Below are 20925 nucleotides of genomic sequence, written 5' to 3' on the forward strand. Positions count from 1 at the left end.
CAATCATTTTTTTGTAAAGAGTTCACAGCAAAAAAAAGCTGTCGGATCATTTTCCGACAGCTTTCACAACATGTGAATCAATTTCCTTTTAAATTGTTAATGGCTTCTTCTACTTCTTTATTATCGTCATCCATAAGAGGAACCATGTCTGTTTCCTTATGCTCCTCTTTCTTTGGCATATATTTCTGGAAGATTGCCGTAAAGAAATAGGAATTGATAAAGGCAATCAGGGGAAATCCAAACAGAATTAACAGCATGGCTACCTGAGGCAGGAAAAACACACCGAAATAAGCAGCCGCAGCTGTAAGCACATCCAAAGCAATGATACCAATGGTCTGAAGCAGATGGCGCACGGACATGAAGAAGGCATTAAACAGCGTCCGCTTCACCGGATTATAAAACCGGGACTGAAGGGCAAACACATAGGTGCTGATAAAGATATACAGCATCAGAAAGCCTCCGAATACAGCCGTCATCAAAAGCTTGGGAACACCTGTAAGACTGTTCATCTGGCCTGTAAGAAAGAACCAGAAGTCAAATGCCAAAAGCGCGCCTGCAGCCAGCAGGATCACCCATATAATCGTGGACTGCACAAAATTCTCCTTAAAGGAATGGAAAAAGTTTTTGATCGTACCGTCATTTTCATCCCGGACCAGTTTCAAAGTCACATAGTACACAGCCGTTGTAGCAGCTCCCGCAGTGACAATTGGAATGGAACACACAATCCACAGAATGTTCAAAAGAATCAAATCTCCCAGCTTTCCGATAAAGCGCCAGACGGGATTGTCATAATTAAACAGGCCTTGAAGCATAATATACCCTCTTCTTTCTTAAAATAAAAATATCACAGAATATTGTACCATATCAGCCCCAAATGCGCAAACTCAAAATAGTTGCAGGAGGATGTGAAATAGCCTATAATAAATGGTATCATCAGCAACAGCCTGCTGACAGTAAAAATCTGCAAACGGAGGAAGCGACACGAATGACTTTACGGCAAGAAGCTCAGGAAGAAAAAGAAAAACTCAAACATATGTCCTGGAAGGACAGGATCTGGTATATCTGGGAATACTACAAATTCCATATGCTGTTAGCATTCATTGCTATGGTAATCCTCTGGGTGATCGGCACCTCTTTGTACCGGCAGTCATTTACCACCCGGCTTTCCATGGCGGTTATCAATGACCGTTCCGGCGGAAATTCCAGTACCGAGCCTTTGATGGCAGGACTGAGGGAAGCCCTGGACTGTGGGAAAAAGGATATTATCGAGATCAATGAAGGCCTGTTTCTGGATACAAATGAGGAAACCATGTCCCAGTATTCATATGCCAGCATGGCAAAAATCGCCGCTCTTGTATCCGGAGGAATGCTGGATATTATGATCGCTGATGAGGCTACCATCCGCCATTACGAAACTCTGGATGCTTACCTGGATCTTAGTGAGCTTTTGCCGAAGGAGCTTTGCAGCCAGCTGGAGGATCAGTTTCTCTATACGACAACCACAGACGGTGAAAAAATCCCCGCTGCCGTTTCTCTGGAAAAATCCTCTTTAAAGGATGATACGGGTATTATCATGGAGCCGCCCTATCTGGCTGTGATCTCTAACACTCAGCATAAAGAAGATATCCTTGGGGCCATTTCCTATCTGTTCCGTTCCCTTGAGCCGTAACATCCCTATGGCTTAATTTTCTTTCTTCAACCACTCTCATACCCAGGCATTCCGCCACTGCGCGGGAGGCCTGGTTTTTTTCATGGATCACCGCCAGAAGTTCTGCTGACAGTACCTCATGGGCGTACTCTGCAATGGCTGTCACTGCCTCCCTTGCATATCCCAATTTCCGGTAAGGCTCAAAAATATGATATCCCAGCTCCAGCCACTGGCTTTTTTCGGGAAGTTTCCTCAAAGCATACTGCTCAAATATTTCCGCCCCCGGCGATGATACTCCTGCCATCCCCACAAGCTCATTTGTTTCCCTGCGCACAAGCGCCCAGGTACCGTATTCATAAAAAGCATACTGACTGCGGATATACTGCTCCATAGTCTCTTCCGACCGGAAAACCGCCTCTTCCCCGGCGTATTCCTCCTCAGGGATCTGCTTAACATCCCCTTTTACAAACTCCCGTATCATCAGCCGTTCAGTGAGATCGATCATCCAGGGAAGACCCAGATGACGCCGAAGGATCAGCTCCTCCAACTCTTCTGTATCATACTCCCAGCCAGGAACCACATAGGGGATCCCTCTCAGACTCCAATCGCCCTGCACAGCATTCTCTACACCCAAAACAGCCCTTCCGGCAGCTTTCGCCGCCAGAAGGGCCTGTGGTTCATCTGATATCAGAAGCCTGTGATCCGTTCCATCAATACGGATCCTGCGCTCCTTTGTCATCTCAGCACTTCTCCGGTTCCGGATATGTCTCTCCAAATGTATCAACTGTCATGGACTTGATCTTCTGCTCGCTTAACGGGCGGTCGCTGTAATCGGTGCGCTCATCTGCAATCCGGTTTACGACCTCCATGCCCTCTGTGATCTTTCCAAATGCCGCATATGCGCCGTCCAGATGAGGAGATGTTTTATGCATGATAAAGAACTGAGAGCCTGCAGAATCAGGATGCATTGCCCTTGCCATGGACAGAACGCCCTCTGTATGCTTTAAGTCATTTTTAAAGCCGTTCTGGGAAAACTCACCCTTAATGCAGTAGCCGGGGCCGCCCATGCCTGTTCCCTGAGGGCAGCCGCCCTGGATCATAAATCCGCTGATCACGCGGTGAAAGATCAGTCCGTCATAGTATCCTTTCGATACAAGGCTGATAAAATTATTAACTGTGTTGGGAGCAATCTCAGGATATAACTCTGCCTTCATCACATCGCCATTTTCCATGGTAATAGTAATAACTGGATTTGCCATTCTCATAATCTCCTTTTCATTTAATCTTATTCCACTATACCAAATCACAGGGAATTTGTCCAGCAAAAGGAAGGCCGCCCGGCGTCTTCTCCGGACGGCCTTCCCACTAGAAAACCATTATTCAATCATAATATATTTCTTCTGCTCTATAGCAGGCTTTTCTTCCTTTTTCGGGATAAACAGCTTTAAAATACCGTGCTTAAACTCACCCTTTATATCTTCCTCAACCATGTTCTCTCCTACATAGAAGGAACGCTCACAGGCTCCTGCATACCGCTCCCTGCGGATATAGCGTCCAGTATCCTTTTCCTGCTCATCCTGATCCAGCCCTTTGGCTGCCTGAATGGTCAAATAGCCATTTTCCAGAGAAACCTTAACCTCATCTTTTGTAAATCCGGGCAGATCCATTTCCAGCTCATACCCCTGGTCTGTCTCTTTCACATCGGTCTTCATCAGATTTTTGCCTCTGCGTCCGTACAGCTTTTTTTCAGCTCTTCTTTCATCTCTTTCATCAAAAAACGGAAAATCTCTCATAAACTCGTCAAACATATCTTCTCCAAAAATACTAGGCATCAACATAAATCATCTCTCCTTTTCGTGAAACCTTTTTGGATCTGTGATCTGCGATCTTATATCTTCCAATCCGTCTGCCGATCCACTATGGGAACCTCCGGAATCAAGTTCCTGCTTCTGAACTCTTTTCCTTTGTTCTAGCTGTAATATAACACTTATTATTAGCAATGTCAAGAGGTGAGTGCTAATTTTTTTGTGAAGAATTTGTGAAGCCTTGATTTTACGGGCTTCACATGGATTTTTCACTTACTTTCGCACTCGATTTTCTTGATTTGACCACATTTTTACCACAAATTCTTGGAAAAATATATTCATCTGATTTTCTTACCACATTTTACGACAACGACTTATGGTTTATACCACAGCAGGTACGGTTTCTGGCAGGTTCATTTTAGACATCTCGTTCTCCACATGAGACTTTTCTGCAATATGATTGTAGACATTCATTGTAATCTGTGCATCCGAATGGCCCATGACATACTGCATAACTTTAGGATTGACATTGTTCTCACCCAGTCTGGTACATCCCGTATGACGAAGGGTATGCGATGAAATAGGCGGCATCAGCTCCGGCTCTCGCTTCTCTTCTTCTGCCAGTTTGCTTTCTTTCTTATTATAGGCATTGACAATGTTTTTCAGAAAGCTGTTCACTCCCGCCGGCATGATCGGACGTCCATGCTTTGTATTGAAGATGAATCCACTGCGTCCACCAATCTCCACATTACTCTGTAAACCAAGCATTAGGTTCAGTTCTCTCTGCTTACGGAACGCATCATATACCATCTGTGTCATAGGAATATCTCTGATTCCTGCATCCGTTTTGGTTTCTGAATCATGGAAACAATATCCTTCTTCACCTTCATAATATACAAGCTGTCCACCTACATGGATCTCCCGATTCTTCATATCCACATCTGACCAGGTTAATCCAATGGTTTCACTCACTCTCAGGCAAGCCCCAAACATAACCTGCATCATTGGAAGATGAGGCTTATACACATTACTCTGTTCAACAAACTTCAGAAGTTTTTCCTGCTGTTCCAGTGTCAGTGCTTCTTTCTCCTTTGCCGGAGCCCCATAATCTCCAAGTGTTCCTGTTACCGGATTCTTGCGGATAATCCCATCTTCCACTGCCAGTTCAAAACTAGGATTCAATAAGCCATAAAGACCTTTGATCGTACTGTGTGCCAGTCCTTCATCTGACAATGCGGAAAAGAACGTCCTTACGTGAGATGTCTTAAAATCTACAACACGAATGTTTCCCAAAGTATTTCGTATCCGGTAGTCCCACATACGGATATAATTCTTTTTCGTTCTTTCCTTGATATTCTTTGTTGCCATGTATCGCTCAAACAACGTATTTACAGTCAGCTTCTTGACTGATGCGTCTGTAATAAGCAGATCATCCATATCCTTATTGATCTTCTTTTCCATTTCTCGCAGACTCGCCAGATCAGCTGCATAAATCGAATTACGCTTTCCGGTAATTTCATCCTTGTAGCGATACTCATAACGTCCATCCGGACGCTGGTATTCACCTGTTTTTAAATTTCTTCCTTTATTATCTTTTCTTGCCATATCAATCATTCCTTTCACTTCATTTTTCGTTATTCGGAATGATTTTTGTCCTGTCGGTATCAGTCATTTACTGTCTGATATCTGCTCACAGATTAACATAATATTTTATGATTTCCAAGGGTGGATTCCTGCAAAATGCTAATTTTTATTTGCCTTTTTTACAGGAATACTTTTCACTTTTCATTCCGAAGGAAAGTTGTTGTATTTTATCTTCTTATCTTTCATTACACTGCCATTGCATCAAGATATTTTTTTATCTTATCCACGTTATAGAGAACACGTCTTCCAACAATCACTCTTGCTTCTGCATAATCTGCAATTTTCTTTGCAGTTACTTCTCCGCAGGATAACATTGCCATTAATCCTTCAATATCTACCGCCAGACGATTCTCAATCTTATACTCTGTTGTTTTTCTCATGATGCACATACCTCCTTTCCTCCGTATTCTTCTGCATCACCTCCCAGACAGCGGTTATGCCCGTTGTCAGTACACTCTACTTTTTGTTTAGACTTCTTACAATGATTTTCCATTCCGTTCGGCGTGTTGGCTTCCATTTGTACACCTGCTGTCAATGTTACAATCAACCTCTATCAGAATTATTCTGAATGTCGGCAGCTTCTTTCCAAACATACCGACCGTTTCCGGAGTATCTTCAACGCTCCCCATAAAAAGCTATGGATCTTGGCATCTGTGTTAGCTACATTTTCTATAAAGGAAAATATGGTGTACAGCTCATTCAATTTTCAAGGTACAAGAAGGATTTTAAATATCCCCTCATCTATACAGCCCTGTGAGGATAAAATGTTATTCGATTTTTGGAATTTTAAAAAATCCTTTCACTAATAAAGTCCGACAGAAGCGATTTACCAACCTGCTTTTGCGATAATTCACAAAATATTTACATTTCAGCTTTCACTTTCGCTTTAATGCGAACTTTATTGTTCTGTCATTATAATTCGCTTTAATGTTAATGTCAAGTATTTCATTCGCTTAGTTGCGAATGTTTCTGTTTACATTCTGAGATTTTGATAGTAAAATGGAATTATCAAATAGAAAGCAGGAAATCTGATATGACAATTGGTGATAAAATAAAAAAAATCCGGACATTCCGGAATATGACACAGGCAGAACTCGGTGCAGCTCTTGGCTGGGGCGATAAAGGTGCAAACCGCCTTGCCCAATATGAAACTAATTACCGGGTTCCCCGTAAAGATCTGGTTACTGAAATGGCTAAGATTTTGGATGTGAATCCACTGACACTGCATGAGCCAACTACGATGAATGCTTCTGAACTGATGGAAATCCTGTTCTGGATTGACGAATTTAATCCTGGCATGATTAATCTCTTTCAATTAGAGACTTATCCAAGCGAAAAATCAAATTCCAGTGGCGATACCGCTATCCGCTACCATGATTCTGATAGTTGGCCTGCTCATCCGCCTATTGGTATGTGGTTTAATTATGGGATTCTCAATGATTTTCTAAAAGAATGGACACTTAGAAAAGAAGAACTGACATCTGGTGCGATTACCAGAGATGAATATTTTGAATGGAAAATCAACTGGCCACAGACCTGTGATGATTGTGGTAAACGGGAACCGTCGAAACAGTGGCTGAAATCAAGCGAGTAGAGCTTAGTGAAACTTAGCAAAACTTAAATTTATTATATTTTTTTCTTTTTACTCAAGGAAAAGGCACTGAAAAACCGATAATCCATTGTTTTCAGTGCCTTTTTTGCATATTTTTCTATTAAGATTCTCTCACATGCTTATATAAGTGAAACTTAGCGAAACTTAAATTATGCCCAATATGGAATGTACTTTTTATATCTTGGTGCTGTATCCGGGTCCATTACTTTAATATATCCACCTTCGACAGCACTGGTAAGAAGTCTTGATGCCTTGGCCTTCTCTTTTTCTCCCAGACCAAATATTTTTCGAATATCTGAATTAGAAATACCTTCAAAATTGACATATGCTAGACACGCCTGCATATAGCAAGTCCGCATCCGATCTTCTTTGGTAGTTAATTCAAATGGTACTTTTGCAAACAATATTGCTTTTGTGAATTGGTTATTCTGATTTTCAATTCTCGGAGCAAGCAGCTCATTTTTACCGGTTGCTTCAACAATCTTATCATAACCACTGCCACGCTCCTCACAAATACCACATTTGTGCATAAATCCGGCAATGTTTTCATTTCTGGATACTGGCACCGAATCTACAATTCTTTCGATTGCCACCAATGGTGCTCCGGCATTTGAAAACTCGATTCGATTTTTAAACACCTCCACCATTGGATTCGTTCCCCTTTGCTGAAGATCCTGATGTATCATAGCATTTGCCAGCAACTCACGGATAGCGATTTCTGGAAAACTGACAACAGATTTTCTCGTAGTTTCCACAATGACTTCTTCTTGCGGAATAATTGTCATAATATACTGCACGATTTCTTCATGTGAAAATGCATAACCTGCACAAAATTCCTTTTCTCTTATAGCATCCAATCTGGAATTTTCCTTGTACCAAATAACTCGAACCGATCTCCTATGCAAAGATTCGAATTTTTTCAAATCTTTTGCAATCATCAAAGCACCCATATTCGTGATATCCCATGTCCCGGCATCATTTTTCATAATAAATTTTTCATGTTGCAGGTCTTCTAGTACCTTATCTCGATTTCTCGGAATCGGCATTTCAAGTTTGTCATAATATTTAGAATAATCCAGTAATGACACCATTTCATCCTCATTCAGATTTCCCATCGCAATTCGCAATTCATATGGTGTGGAATCAAATGTTCTCCACAATTCTCTTTCTTTATCCGGATACTCTTTTAAGTTCTTTTTATTTGTTCCAATTCTTATATACTCCCCACCAGCGAACTGTACCGGCTGTTTTTCTGCACAAGGAATCTCCATCAGCACAACCATTCCTTCATCCATCGGAACCTCAAAAAATCGGAAATTAATTCTTGGTGAAAGCATCCTGGAAAGCCATGCTTCCAATTCTTCATTTCCCTTTTTCATTTTGCGATACTGAAATTCAGTGCCTACAATTTTGTGCGTTGCATCATCCATACCCCAAACAAGATATGCTTTTGGTCGTTCGCATAATGCTGCTGAATTGCTCAAAGCAGAAATATATTCACCAATCATCTGTGGCTGTTTATTATTACATTTAAATTCTACCCACTCAGTCTCATCCGGAAGTTTTGCAAGTTCCCGGACAAGGCTTTGCAGATATTCTATTGATCGTATTGCCATAAAATCACCCTCTAACTTTGCAATTAACACTATTTTGAAAGAATATCTCGAAAATTAGCATAAACCATCTTAATAATGTCTGGTTCATTATAATATCGTGCAACTAACTCGTATATTTTTATTAAGTTGTTAAATGTGTACTTTTTTCCATCAATTTTTGTAAACGGTCCATCACTTTCAATTAATACTCTTGTTTTTGGTATCAAATACAATTTTTCTTTATTCTTTTCATTTGTTACCATGTTAGAATTAAGTGAAAAATAACATCCTATATCCACTAATTGTTGCAATTGCTCTCCGTTTCCATTAAACCAATGAATAATGCACCTACGAGGACGATATTTTTTCAAAATAGATATTGCTTCTTCCTCCGCTCTTCTAAGATGCACAGACATTAATTTATCCTTTTCTGCACACACTCTTACAATTTGCTCAAAATACATACATTGTTTATTACGCGAAATATAACTTTGTCTTGAAAAATCAAGTCCTATTTCTCCTACATAATTAGTTGTATTTACCAATTGCATAAAATCATAAAAATCCGCATCTTTCAGTGATACATCCTGTGGATGGAATCCAAGTGCAAATTTCAAATATTTTGTTTCCGGATATATGCGTTTACAGGATATATATACTCCAGGCGAATTCGTCATGCACAATGTATATTGTTTTCTTTCATTTATTCCGTCATATATTTTCTGATGCTCTTTGTAATAATCCAGATGAAAGTGTGTATCAATAAGGTGTTGAATCATAATCCCAGATACTCCTTCATTCTCTGATCTGCGGAAAAAAGTTGTACTAAATCCTCTATACTTTTCTTGTATAATGATAAAAATTTTTCAACTTCCTCTTCTGTTAATTCTCCTACGCATCTAATATATCTTTTTAATTCTTTATCCGAAGAATGTTTACAACGATAGATACTTCCAAGCACCGCTCTTAAATCTGCACTCTTCTCACTTTCTTCATATTCTATCAAAAAATCATAAGCTTCTCCCTGATAAGAATATTTTTTTATCTCATCTATGTCCAAAAGTGAACTTTTGCGTATCAAACACGGATAACAGTATCCACAGTTTACAGGATATTCTTTAGAGCCCTTTTTATTATATCTTGCTAAACAAGGATGTGAGCATGAAATTGTATCTGCATAACAGCTTTTAAATGCATCTGTATCTTTAACTTGTCCTACAATCTCTCTCTTTGTATTGTACGCGAAAAAATTGGTAATAGTATTCTTTATTCCTACCTTTTCTAAGATATCATTAAATTGTCTTAAAAAGTACGGATGAGTAGTTCTTGTGCTGCAAGTCCCTTTTCTTCCTCCCGTTAATGGAATATTGAGTCCGATAAATCCATTTTCTGGAATATAAACCGGTACATTTTCTCCCAAAATACCAGCCACACTAAGTGCTGCACATAAAAACAGTAATGATCTGCCACGAGAGGTATTTTCACTCCCCTTTAATATTCCTTCTTTTTCACTTATAGGAGCTCTGGAATTTGCTGTAAAACTAATAAATTTAACGAATTGTTCTGGATAAAGATCCTGAAAAGTCCTGGCAAATAAATTCTGTCTTTTTGCAAGTTTAGGATATTCATTGTGTCCGATTAGACAAGGAGACTCCCCTTGTTCTAACAGTTTAATCGCACCACAAAAAGAATCCAATCCTCCAGAAAACAAGCATACACAATTACAGTTTTGAACATTCAAATGAATTCTATTTGCATGTTCCCTATAACTATATATTATCTCACTTTTTCTAAATGTAATATGCCAATGATCCCCTGTCAAAAATCCCAGTATGTTTTCCCATTGCAATTCCGTACGCTTCCATTTCTCATATTCTAATACTGGAATAGATACGCTTATCTCTCTAGTCCAACAGTCTTTAAATTTTCTTCTGGACACTCTTTTATCCAAAGCAAAAATACTCAAACCTATTATGAACAAATCTTCGTATATTGTAGAAATCTGCAGTTGATCCATTCGGTACCAGCTATCCGTTATGTTGGTAAAAATCGTACTATATTTTTTTCGGTTAATTGAAAAGACATATGCATCTTTCCATTCAGCATCTGGTTTTTTCTCTTGTTCTTTATCAATCCAAAACTGCATCCTTAATCCTCCCCATAATACTTTTCAAATACAGATAAGGCATCGCTTAATGCATCCTCCACAATTTGTGATGTTCCCATGTTAGAAAAATCAACCGATTTCAAATTATCCAAGTTCAAATCACCGTCAATACTGTTTTCTATATATTCATGCATGTCATTTAAAATTGCAGATGTTTGTGCAGGTGTTTTCCCTTTGGATATTTTTTCTTCATATCGAAAATCAAAGTTTTCTTTTATGTATTCTTTCAACATTTCCTTCAGTAATATATCAACTGAAACATTCCCTATATCCGCAATATCTTCTATTTCTAAATTCTCCATAGCCTGTGACAATGCATCCGCTGCCATATTATCTTCTACCGATGCACCATAATTTGTAAATTCATGAAGTAATTCTGTCCAAACAACTTCTGACGATTTTCCAATAAGATCTTCACGATGATACTCACGTAATGCATTATCTATGCCTCCAGAGGCAACCTTTTGTGCAAAACCTAAGACTCCTGCTGCCGCCGATTGAAAACTACCACCTGTCGACATATCTTTTTTCATTGCGGTTGCATATTTACTGGCCGCTTTTGCTTTAGAATCAAAGTCTCTATTATTTATAAAGGCCGTCACTGCTCTTTTTGCGGTTGACCAATGCGGTGTTGTTGGTGCTATATATCCTTTTGATGTACCCATATTAGCTTTCCCTCTGCTCTTTTATTTCTGTAATCTGCTCGTCTGTTAACGTTCCTCTTTTTACCATGTTTTCTAATACAGTATTCATATTTTCCATATCACTATTATACATTGTTCTTAATGCAGCCATATCACCTGCTTTAATAGGAGCTGTTGATTTCCCAATTGCATCCACTATTTTTCCTTTATATGCATCAAAATTCAAAAACAAATCTCTTACAACAAAAAATTTCATTTCACCTTTTTCGATTTTAGATGCAACAACCTTAAATGTATCCGCAATTTCTTCTGCACTCAATTTTTTCATATCTTTTATAATAGCCACCATTTGACCAGATTTAGCTCGTCCAATTCTTTCTAAAATTTCTTTCGTATTTTTACTGAATCCAGACTCGTCAATACTAAATCTTTTCAAATTTTCTCTTGTCAAATAAAAATATTTTTCCAATCGATATTTTTCTAATTCAACAGGTTTGCATTCTAGCCACTTTTTTATTTGTGCTGTGTTCCACGGATTCTGAGCATCAACCTTTCCTTCCTTCACTTTTGTTCGAATTTCCTTAAATTCTTTATTTTCAGTATCAAATTCTTTATTCCATTCATTCAATTGTATAAACAAGTCATTATCCAGCTTTTGCAGCACTAATAATTTAGCTAAAATGGAAATATCAATTTCATCACCATAATAAATTTTTGCCAACTGGCGTTTGGTAATAAATGTGTTCAAAAAACGTTTTGCCTGGCGTGGATTGCCTTTCAATGTAGAAGCAACAATTTCCCTTATTTCATCAATAATTTTCGCCGTTTCTTTAAAAGCTGTTTTTCCCCCATCCTGCCAATTCAACCCTAACTCATCAATCAACTTATTAATTTCTTCTAATGTAATTACATCCCCAGAAATTGTTCTTTTTTCTTCAAATATCTTATCTATTAGATGCTTAAAACTCTCTTGTTCCAAATAGCTTTGTGTGACCAGTAATAATAGATAATTTTGTATATCCTTTGCCGATAACTCCGGAATATATATTGGCAGTTGAATAATTTTTTCAATGTATTCTTTGTCCAGTTCTACATCAAATCCATTCATTGGTGGATACTTTTCACGGATAGAGTACTTTATAACATTTTCATCTGCAGCAATAATAAATGTTGTCCTGTCAACAGACAAGAATAGTTTAATTACTTCCAATATTTCAATTATTCGTTCTGGACGACATCTGTCTAAATCATCTATCATTACAACTACATTTTTAATATCGTCACTTTTCAATGCATCAGAAAATTCCTCTCTAAATTTTCTGATATTGTTTATCGTGCTTTCATCATTTGATACATCTTCCTCTTTCCAATATTCATCTTTTAATGATTGTATGGAATTTGCTGCATTTTTGACTGTATTTCCAATTTCTTCAGCACTTCCCGTTACATTTAACAACATAGGCAATGGATTTCCTGTGGCCACGCTTGCAACTACAGGTGCAAGCGTGGATATTGCTTTTGTTCCTAACTTAAACCAGTCAACTCTTTTTATTAATTTTCCCAATTTCTTTTTAGTTTCTTCTACAGGAACTTCTTCTTTAAGTTCCTGTAATAAAGCCTCCATAATTGCGGTTTTAGCATCGTCATATGATTCAAACATCCATGCATTAATAGTTACACAAATAATTCCGTCCTGACTCTTAAGTTTTTCACCTATTAACTTCAATAAGGTTGATTTTCCTGCTCCCCATAATCCAAACACACCGACTGTCAATGGATTATATTGTTCATTTTTTGCAATATCGGCAATTATTCTTGCATACGGCTCATAAAATAAAATATCAATATCTGACGCATTATCTAGCCACATAAAAACCCTCCCTTGCCTTTTCATACCATCATAGTTTCTTTTTTACTTTCCATATTTAGCTGGTTCTTCCGCCACCATTTGAACCTGCTCATCTCGTTCAACTTTCCGGTAGTCCACGGTCTTTTTAGAACGCATTTCCCTATAAATCACCCCTGCTAACGCACTCATTACAGCATCGTACTTGCTTTTGTCCTCAAACAGTGATCCATAACTGTCCTGGGCCTCCATATAGCTTTCCATTGCTGCATTTCCAAACGCTGATGGAAAAATACTTTCTGTAAATATTCTTGGATCAGAAGTGCGAGCCGAACTTTCCAGTTTATCATCTGCAATCAATTTATCATGCAAAGCACCCAGCATTACCCGATCACCTTCTGAAAACTGCCCTTTATACTTTTCATTAATCTTGTCCAATATTTCATCCAATGTGCTTTTCTGTCTGTTTCCCTGTACTCCCTGTTTCTTGGAAGGAACATACTGACCATCAACTTTCTCCAGTGTTATTGCACCTTCGAATGTTTTCTGCAGCTTATAATATTCCAGTTTCAATTTTCCATCCAGATCAACTGGCTCTTCTTTTTCTTCTGGAAGCAGTCCAATCAGATAACTCAGAAACAAATATTCTTTATGCATATCTTCATCAAACATGCGAACTACCTGTGTAATATAGCTGTACCATCGGATCAACTTTCTTACCAGTCTTCTGAATTGATATCGTTCTTCCGGATTCTTCAAATTGTATCTGTCTGCTATCGGTTTCAACACACTCGTCATTTTTCCCATAGCAGTTGCATCTTGTCTTCCCGGATGATTCCATACGTCTATAAAAGCATTAATATCATTCTCATTATAAATCGCATAATCCAAAAGCTCTTTTTCTGTCTGGTAAATCAAATCCACATTTACTTCCTGCTCAAGACTTGTCTCCTGATAAAATGGTTGAAATGCTTCTAGAATATCCTCTTTTTTATTTGCGAAATCCAACACAAATGTATCTACTTTTCCAGGGCAGGTACGGTTCAAACGTGATAATGTCTGCACAGCCTTTACATTTTTCAGTTTTTTGTCCACAATCATAGTATGTAACAAAGGCTCATCGAATCCCGTCTGATATTTTTCTGCAACAACCAGGACATTAAAGTTATCATGAAACTCTTCCTTGGTCTGTCCTTCTGATATATGACTTCCATCTTTTCTGACATTTAATCCAGATTCTGTATATTCTTCGTCACCATCCTGCACGCTGCCGGAAAATGCCGCTAAAATATCCATATCTGCATAATGCCGTTCTTGAATATACCGTTTAATTTCATGGAAATATCGAACTGCAGCCAGTCTGGAGTCTGTGACTAGCATCATTTTCCCTTTTCCATCAATTTTATTTTTGGTCGTTTCCCGAAAAGTTTCTACAATAATTTGCGATTTCTGGCTGATATTATATGGATGCAATTTCTCATACTTTTTAATAATCTTTGTTGCTCTGCTCTCTGGAAGCTCTGGATTTTCCGGTGTATCTTTTGCTATCTTGAAACAAGTACTGTATGTCATGTAGTTCTGCAGTACATCCAAAATAAATCCTTCTTCAATCGCCTGTCTCATACTATAAATATGAAATGGATGAAAACTTCCATCAGTCCATTGGCTACCAAACATCTCTAATGTCGCTGGTTTCGGAGTCGCTGTAAATGCAAAAAATGATAAGTTCGGATGCTTTCCATGTGTCAGCATTTCCTGAACAAGTTTATCATTTCTGTCAATTTCATCTTCTGCTTTCCCCTCTATTTCTGCATATTCCCGTAATGCTGCCTCTGTATCTGCTAATGAGGCCTTCAATTTCATTGCCGAACTTCCAGTCTGTGAAGAATGTGCTTCGTCAACAATGATCGCAAAGTTTCTTCCGGCCACCTTATCCACTTCCTGATAAATCACCGGAAATTTCTGCAAAGTAGTTACAATAATTCTTGAACCATTATTAATTGCATCTCTCAAATTTTTTGAATTCTTTTTATCATCAATCGTCTCTACTGCACCTATCGTATGGTCAAATCCTGAAATCGTTTCCTGTAGCTGAGCATCTAGCACAGTTCGATCTGTCACTACAATAACACTGCTGAAAACAGATATATCATTGGCATCATGCAAGGATGCCAGTCTATATGCTGTCCAGGCAATCGAATTTGATTTTCCAGATCCGGCACTGTGCTGGATCAGATAATTGTGCCCCGTTCCTTCTTTCCGTACATCTGCAATTAACTTACGCACCACATCCAACTGATGATATCTTGGAAATATCAGTGTTTTCTTTTTCGTAACCTGCTCTGTGCCATCCGACAAACGTTTCTTTTCTTCTTTGATTTGCAAATGGATAAACTTCTGAATGATATCCATCATACTGTCTTTCTGAAATACATACTCCCAGAAGTACGCCGTCGGATAGCCATTCGGATTTGCCGGATTTCCTTTTCCGCCATCCTTTCCTGCACCATTGGAACCTTGATTGAATGGAAGAAAATATGTATTCTTTCCTTCCAGCTTTGTTGTCATCCAGACTTCCAACTGATCAATGCAGAAATACCCTAAAATTCTTTTATTGAACTGAAAACAAATTTCTCTTGGATCACGATCATACATCCACTGCCGTTTTGCATGATCTACGTTCTGTCCGGTATACTGATTCTTTAATTCCAGTGCAAATACCGGAATTCCATTCACAGCCAGAACCATATCCACAGAATTGTGTGTATCATTGGAATAAAACCATTGTCTGTTACAGGTAATCTCATTCTTTTCGTATAAAGACATCGCCGTCTGATTCAGACCTGATTCCGGTTTAAAATAGCAGACTTTAAATGGAATTCCTCTGTGTTTAAAACCATGACGTAACACAGAAATGAGACCATCCATATCACAGGCATTATTGAACGCAAGACAAAATTTCCGTTCTGGATCTACTTTGTTTTGTAATAAAAAACGCTTCCATTCCTTCGGTTGTGTTTTCTGCACAAAACGTAGCAAAGTATCTTTATATACACCTAACTGCGGATCGTATGTATCATGGTTGTGTGTATATCCACCTGCTGGCGATAAAAAGAATTCTTCAATATCTGATTCAAAACGTTTCTCTGTAGTAACATCTATGCTCAAGATTCTGGCACCTCCTTCTTCCCGGTAACATACTCATAAATCAGGGATTTTTTGTAATTTTCCAGTTCACTTATGAACTGCTCTTTCTTAAAAATAACAGTTTCAATACAACCACATTTTTCTTTTAAATAATCTACAATTTCATTCTGCTCATCTATACTTGGCAAAGGAATTGTGAATGCTAACACCTTACTTGAACTTGTGCATGCAAGATTCGTTGTTTTTACCGCAGTAACATCAAAATAAGTACGTCCAACAGATGAAGCTGTTAAATATTCTAAATAATATGGATTTAACAGTTTCTCTTTTACTTTAACAGCAAAAATGTGATTCTGATGCAAGCATGGTGTGATTCGTCCATCCCATACACAACCGCGTCCCAGCTTATCCCTGTCCCCTCCTTCTGTCATGAGAACTTCTCCAGCTGATATGCTATATTTCTCTATTTCATCTTTACTTACTTGAAGAACAGCAATATCATTCGTATCTACATAACCATCCTGGACATTTGCTACTCTTAAATATGGCATTTCAACTAATTCAGTATATTTTGAATATGTTTTTCCCAATGTAATCCCAGATCTTATACTTGCACAATGTCGTAGTTGTGTTACTTTCCATGAAGCCGGAATTTTACCTATCCACTCAGTTCCGCTCTCCTTCATCGTATCATTTTCATTGATCCCTTTGGTTACAATTTGTGTAATAAATGACTGCTTTAAATTTCGATATTCCTCGATAGCTACTTTAGATTTTTCTATTGCTAAATTTATTTTCTCACATTGTCCATCTAAAAAATCTGCAATTTTTTTCTGCTCATATTTATTGGGCAACGGAGCAAAAAAATTATTAAAAATTCCTAACGTTACATGTTGCATAAAAATACCATGTTTATTGTCATTATTCATATTTTCCATGACAACTTTCAGTAGCCAAAAGAAATATTCTGGTGAAATACTTTCCTCATTAGGAAGTGCTTTAAATATATGCTGATTCAACCATCCATAATCTTTTTTCCAAATAAAAGCTTCTAATGTTGCCGCCCACGATACTAGAATATCACCTTTTTTGATTAGATACTTATTATCTAAATTTCCGCTATAATAATTAGGTTTATCATTAGAACCAGTCAAATCTTGAATACGGATGATTCGAATTCCTGTATTCCCCCAATCATCTGGTTTAAATGCATATCCATTAATATAAGTTCCTAAATATTTTAATTTTGTGATTTCCCAATCCTCTGGTATCTCTCCCAACCATTCAACCCCAGAATCTTTCATCTCCCTACTCATATCATTCACCCCCAAACAAAGCATCCAAACTGCTCTGAATTTCCAGTTCCAGTTCATGCAGACGCACTGCAATTTCTTCCACTGGTTCCGGTGCCTGATATTCATAGAAATATCTTGTCATTGGAATCTCATATCCTTTTTTCGTTTTCTTCTTGTCAATCCATGCTTCCGGTGCATATGGTAATACTTCTCGTTTGAAATACTCCTTGATATCTTCTGTCAAAGGTACATTTTCTGTATCACGCAGAGATGTATCTGCTACAGGCTTTCCCTTCTTTAATACAATTTCTCCATTTTCATCTCTCTGGGGTTGTTCTACGACAATCTTCTGGTATCCAAATTCCTCTGTATCGAATATTTTGCTCTGGCAATAAATACCTTCCTTATCTCCATATACAGCATCATTTTCAAATGCACCATAAGCCTTTACAATCAAATCACGACACTGATCCGTAATATCATTTCTTTTTGTTCCAATACTTTTTCTTCTTGCTTCATAACAATGTGATGCATCTATCAACTGCACTTTTCCAGTTCTATGCAACGGTTTATCTTTGGAACAAATCCAGATGTAGGTACTGATGCCTGTATTCATAAACATATCGGTTCCTAATTGCACGATTGCATCCAGCCAGTCATTTTCAAGCATATATCTTCTGATTTCTGACGGTCCACTTCCCGCATCTCCGGAAAACAATGGCGAACCGTTCTGAATAATTGCCATTTTCCCATTTGGTGCAAGCTTGGAAAGACCATTTAATACAAACAACTGCTGACCATCTGATATTTTCGGAAGTCCCGGTGCAAATCTTCCCAGATCACCTTTCTTTGCTTCTGCTTCCACTGCTGCCTTTTCTCTTTTCCAGTCGATTCCAAAAGGCGGATTGGAAATGATATACTGGAACTGATAGCCACTAAACTGATCTTCTGACAAAGTATCACCGAACCTCATATTATTCGGATCACCACCCCGAATCATCATATCTGCTTTTGCAATCGCAAAAGTGGACGGATTGAACTCCTGACCAAAACAGGTAACGCCAATCTCTGTATTTAATTCCTGAATTCTTTCTTCCATACAGCTAAGCATCTGAGAGGTTCCCATTGCCATATCATACACAGTTACATTTCCCCCCTTACTCAGATCCGCATCGGATAAAAGCAAGTCTGTCATCAAATAAATGATATCTCTACTGGTAAAATGTGCTCCTGCTTCTTCACCGAAAGACTCTGAAAATCGCTTTACCAGATCCTCAAAAATATAACCACAATCTACAGCACTGATTTTATCCGGTCCCAGGTAACCTTTCTGGGAATTGAATTCTTTGATAACCAGATATAATGTATTGCTTTCTACCATTCTGCGGATAATGTTGTCAAAATCAAACTTCGATAACACATCCTGGACATTTGCAGAAAATCCATTTAAATAATCTCTAAAATTTGCTTCGATATTTTCCGGATCAGCAAGCAATGAATCAAATGTATATTTGCTGATATTATAAAACTGATACTGAGAGGCTGTTGTCAAAAATCCATCAATAACTGCAAATTTCTTTACTTCCTCATACTTTTCAAGTACTGCTTTATGCGTCGACAATAGGCAGTCATGAAATCTTTTTACTACTGTCATTGGTAAGATTATCAAACCATATTCATGTGGTTTGAATGGTCCTCTAAGCATATCTGCTACATTCCAGATCATCGTCGCTTTTTCTGCTATATTGGTTCCAACTACATCAAATTTATTATTCTCGTTCATTTATTTTTCCTCCGTATAAATATGTTCCAGTTCTTCTGTTGCCTTTTCCAGTTTGTATTTTAATTCTTTAATCTCACTTAGCTTCGCATAATATTGATCTGCAATTTTTTTCTGACTTTCTAAATCCGGCAACGGAATTATCACCTTTTTTAATCCTTCCACCGGTAGATTTAACAAGGTAGCACCTACTGCGACTCTGGATAAAGCCGCCTTCCCATTTTCGCTTTCCAGATACGCTTTTAAGAAATAAGGATTTATCTTATCTTCATCCAGTTCAATAACATAGAGATTTCCATTTGCCAAAATCTTATTGCCTTCTTGTACAGACGCAATCGCCATTTTCACCGGCGATGCATTTTTGGAAATTACCAGACTTCCATTTTTTATACAATATTTTTCATATTTAGAGTCTATTCCCTTTAAATATGGAAGTTCGTCACTAATGATTCCATCCTGTAAATTTGCCAACATCAAGTACTGCATGTTCGTCGGTTTATCTGATACAATTTCATCTAAAACAGATGCTTTAATTTGTGCTCCTCTTGTTATATTCTTTATTACAGTTTCAAAAAGCACACCATTTTTTACAACTGTTTCTTGTTGAAGATATCTTGAAGGATTAAGAACATATTCATTTTCCGCCACCTCTTCAATAGAAACCTGTCTTGAATTTTTGTCATCGGTATTCAACAATTCAACAATCTCAGAAATATTTTCATCACTAAGAATGTTCTGTCTCCGTCCGACCGATACCATTTCTGTTGCATCTATCATTCTTATATTTTTATTATTTCTGCTTAGCACCAGTAATGAACATGCAATTCCTGTATTTAAATATAAATTTTGCGGAAGAGCAATCACTGCTTCCACAAATCCTCGTTTTATAAATTTTTCACGAATGATTGTATTATTTCCACCATTCCAAGTAACTCCATTACTTACCGAAATAACAGCCTTACCATTTTTATTAAGGTGATTCATGACATTTATAATAAATATCCAGTCTCCTGCTGCCACCTTCTGTACTTCTGGTATCTCATCATATATTGCTTGTAATGCTTCGTTACTTCCAATGCTGTCTTTTGCTTTTATTCCCCATGGATAATCACAGAATATTTTATCAAACATCAAATTATCCTTTATATTTAAAACTGATTTTTGCTCAATTTTTACCCGATCAGATATCAATTCTGTACGGATTTCTGACACTTCTTTTACATCTCGCACAATCTCTGTACCATAAAATTGTGATTCTGGACTCTTTTCTATGGCACTCACAAGAAACGAACCAATTCCGCTGCAAAAATCTGCCACCTTATCATTTGAAATCTGAAGAATCTCATTTGCCAGCTTTATGACACTCTGCGGTGTTTCACATTCTCCCATGAAACGATTCCCCTGTAATTGCCACCATAAAACAGTCGCTAAAAGTGCAGCTTCTGAATATTCTTCTGAAATTTCTATTGCAACATTCCATAAATTTCCAATATTTTCTTTTATGAAACTGACTCTTTCTGGTGAAAAAGTCAGCTCCACATATTCTTTTAACTGGTTTATATCTGTTATCTTATTTTTTAAGGATACATAGGCCACATATGCTAAACAAAACCCACCGTACATAGAAGCATTTCCAAATTCTCTTATCCTGTTTGAAATATTCCAGCTAATCTCTTCAACTTTTGAGATTTCTTTTGCTTTTAGCTCTTTAACCGAAGTCTTCAATGCCACTTCCTCCTTTG

The 20925-nt window shown here is 37.8% G+C and carries 17 protein-coding genes; 2 read left to right on the forward strand and 15 right to left on the reverse strand.

Annotated features, from left to right (window positions below; translation table 11 throughout):
* Window positions 1–77: 77 nt before the first annotated feature.
* Window positions 78–812, reverse strand: a complete 735-nt coding sequence (locus tag BN3656_RS04650) for a YesL family protein (protein WP_066544701.1) — start codon at window positions 810–812, stop codon at window positions 78–80.
* A 173-nt stretch (window positions 813–985) separates the two neighbouring features.
* On the opposite strand from BN3656_RS04650, the gene BN3656_RS04655 reads away from it, so the two are divergent.
* Window positions 986–1669 carry a hypothetical protein gene (locus BN3656_RS04655; RefSeq protein ID WP_066544703.1) on the forward strand — a complete coding sequence of 228 codons (684 nt, stop codon included), beginning with the start codon at window positions 986–988 and terminating at the stop codon, window positions 1667–1669.
* On the opposite strand, the gene BN3656_RS04660 is transcribed toward BN3656_RS04655, so the two are convergent.
* The 5 genes from BN3656_RS04660 to BN3656_RS04680 all read right to left on the reverse strand — a co-directional run bounded on the left by BN3656_RS04660 (window position 1602) and on the right by BN3656_RS04680 (window position 5477).
* The gene (locus BN3656_RS04660; RefSeq protein ID WP_066544705.1) at window positions 1602–2387 is read right to left on the reverse strand and encodes a GNAT family N-acetyltransferase; all 786 of its coding nucleotides are present in this window, start codon (window positions 2385–2387) and stop codon (window positions 1602–1604) included. The genes BN3656_RS04655 and BN3656_RS04660 overlap by 68 nt on opposite strands.
* A 1-nt stretch (window position 2388) precedes the next feature.
* On the reverse strand, window positions 2389–2907 hold the full coding sequence (locus BN3656_RS04665) for a peptidylprolyl isomerase (protein WP_066544706.1): 519 nt from the start codon (window positions 2905–2907) through the stop codon (window positions 2389–2391).
* A 117-nt stretch (window positions 2908–3024) separates the two neighbouring features.
* Window positions 3025–3486 carry an Hsp20/alpha crystallin family protein gene (locus BN3656_RS04670; RefSeq protein WP_066544708.1) on the reverse strand — a complete coding sequence of 154 codons (462 nt, stop codon included), beginning with the start codon at window positions 3484–3486 and terminating at the stop codon, window positions 3025–3027.
* Between the two features lie 348 nt (window positions 3487–3834).
* On the reverse strand, window positions 3835–5058 hold the full coding sequence (locus tag BN3656_RS04675; protein ID WP_066545279.1) for a tyrosine-type recombinase/integrase: 1224 nt from the start codon (window positions 5056–5058) through the stop codon (window positions 3835–3837).
* A 224-nt stretch (window positions 5059–5282) separates the two neighbouring features.
* Window positions 5283–5477: a hypothetical protein gene (locus BN3656_RS04680; protein WP_066544710.1), complete on the reverse strand. Its 195-nt coding sequence runs from the start codon at window positions 5475–5477 to the stop codon at window positions 5283–5285.
* 653 nt (window positions 5478–6130) lie between these two features.
* On the opposite strand from BN3656_RS04680, the gene BN3656_RS04685 reads away from it, so the two are divergent.
* The gene (locus BN3656_RS04685) at window positions 6131–6691 is read left to right on the forward strand and encodes a helix-turn-helix transcriptional regulator (protein WP_066544712.1); all 561 of its coding nucleotides are present in this window, start codon (window positions 6131–6133) and stop codon (window positions 6689–6691) included.
* A gap of 167 nt (window positions 6692–6858) precedes the next feature.
* Here BN3656_RS04685 and BN3656_RS04690 read toward each other — a convergent pair whose 3' ends face one another.
* Genes BN3656_RS04690 through BN3656_RS04730 form a run of 9 tightly spaced genes read right to left on the reverse strand, consistent with a single transcriptional unit; the run spans window position 6859 to window position 20908 of the window.
* Window positions 6859–8325, reverse strand: a complete 1467-nt coding sequence (locus tag BN3656_RS04690; RefSeq protein ID WP_066544714.1) for an RNA-binding domain-containing protein — start codon at window positions 8323–8325, stop codon at window positions 6859–6861.
* Between the two features lie 29 nt (window positions 8326–8354).
* Window positions 8355–9083, reverse strand: a complete 729-nt coding sequence (locus tag BN3656_RS04695; protein WP_055220281.1) for a TatD family hydrolase — start codon at window positions 9081–9083, stop codon at window positions 8355–8357.
* Window positions 9080–10450: a Qat anti-phage system QueC-like protein QatC gene (gene qatC / locus BN3656_RS04700; protein WP_066544715.1), complete on the reverse strand. Its 1371-nt coding sequence runs from the start codon at window positions 10448–10450 to the stop codon at window positions 9080–9082. The genes BN3656_RS04695 and qatC overlap by 4 nt, the downstream gene beginning before the upstream one ends.
* Window positions 10451–10452: 2 nt before the next feature.
* Window positions 10453–11136, reverse strand: coding sequence for a hypothetical protein (locus BN3656_RS04705; protein ID WP_066544717.1), 684 nt, complete (start codon window positions 11134–11136; stop codon window positions 10453–10455).
* A 1-nt stretch (window position 11137) separates the two neighbouring features.
* Entirely contained in the window at window positions 11138–12985 is a 1848-nt protein-coding gene (locus BN3656_RS04710; RefSeq protein ID WP_066544719.1) for a P-loop NTPase fold protein, read from the reverse strand.
* Window positions 12986–13027: 42 nt separating this feature from the next.
* Window positions 13028–16129 (reverse strand): DEAD/DEAH box helicase family protein, encoded by a 3102-nt coding sequence (locus BN3656_RS04715; protein WP_081422848.1) that lies wholly within the window; start codon window positions 16127–16129, stop codon window positions 13028–13030.
* On the reverse strand, window positions 16126–17424 hold the full coding sequence (locus tag BN3656_RS04720) for a restriction endonuclease subunit S (protein WP_066544723.1): 1299 nt from the start codon (window positions 17422–17424) through the stop codon (window positions 16126–16128). The genes BN3656_RS04715 and BN3656_RS04720 overlap by 4 nt, the downstream gene beginning before the upstream one ends.
* A gap of 1 nt (window position 17425) precedes the next feature.
* Entirely contained in the window at window positions 17426–19186 is a 1761-nt protein-coding gene (locus tag BN3656_RS04725) for a class I SAM-dependent DNA methyltransferase (protein ID WP_066544725.1), read from the reverse strand.
* Window positions 19187–20908, reverse strand: coding sequence for an N-6 DNA methylase (locus tag BN3656_RS04730; protein WP_066544727.1), 1722 nt, complete (start codon window positions 20906–20908; stop codon window positions 19187–19189).
* Between the last annotated feature and the right edge of the window lie 17 nt (window positions 20909–20925).

Source organism: Clostridium sp. AT4, assembly GCF_001517625.2.
Classification (GTDB): domain Bacteria; phylum Bacillota; class Clostridia; order Lachnospirales; family Lachnospiraceae; genus Enterocloster.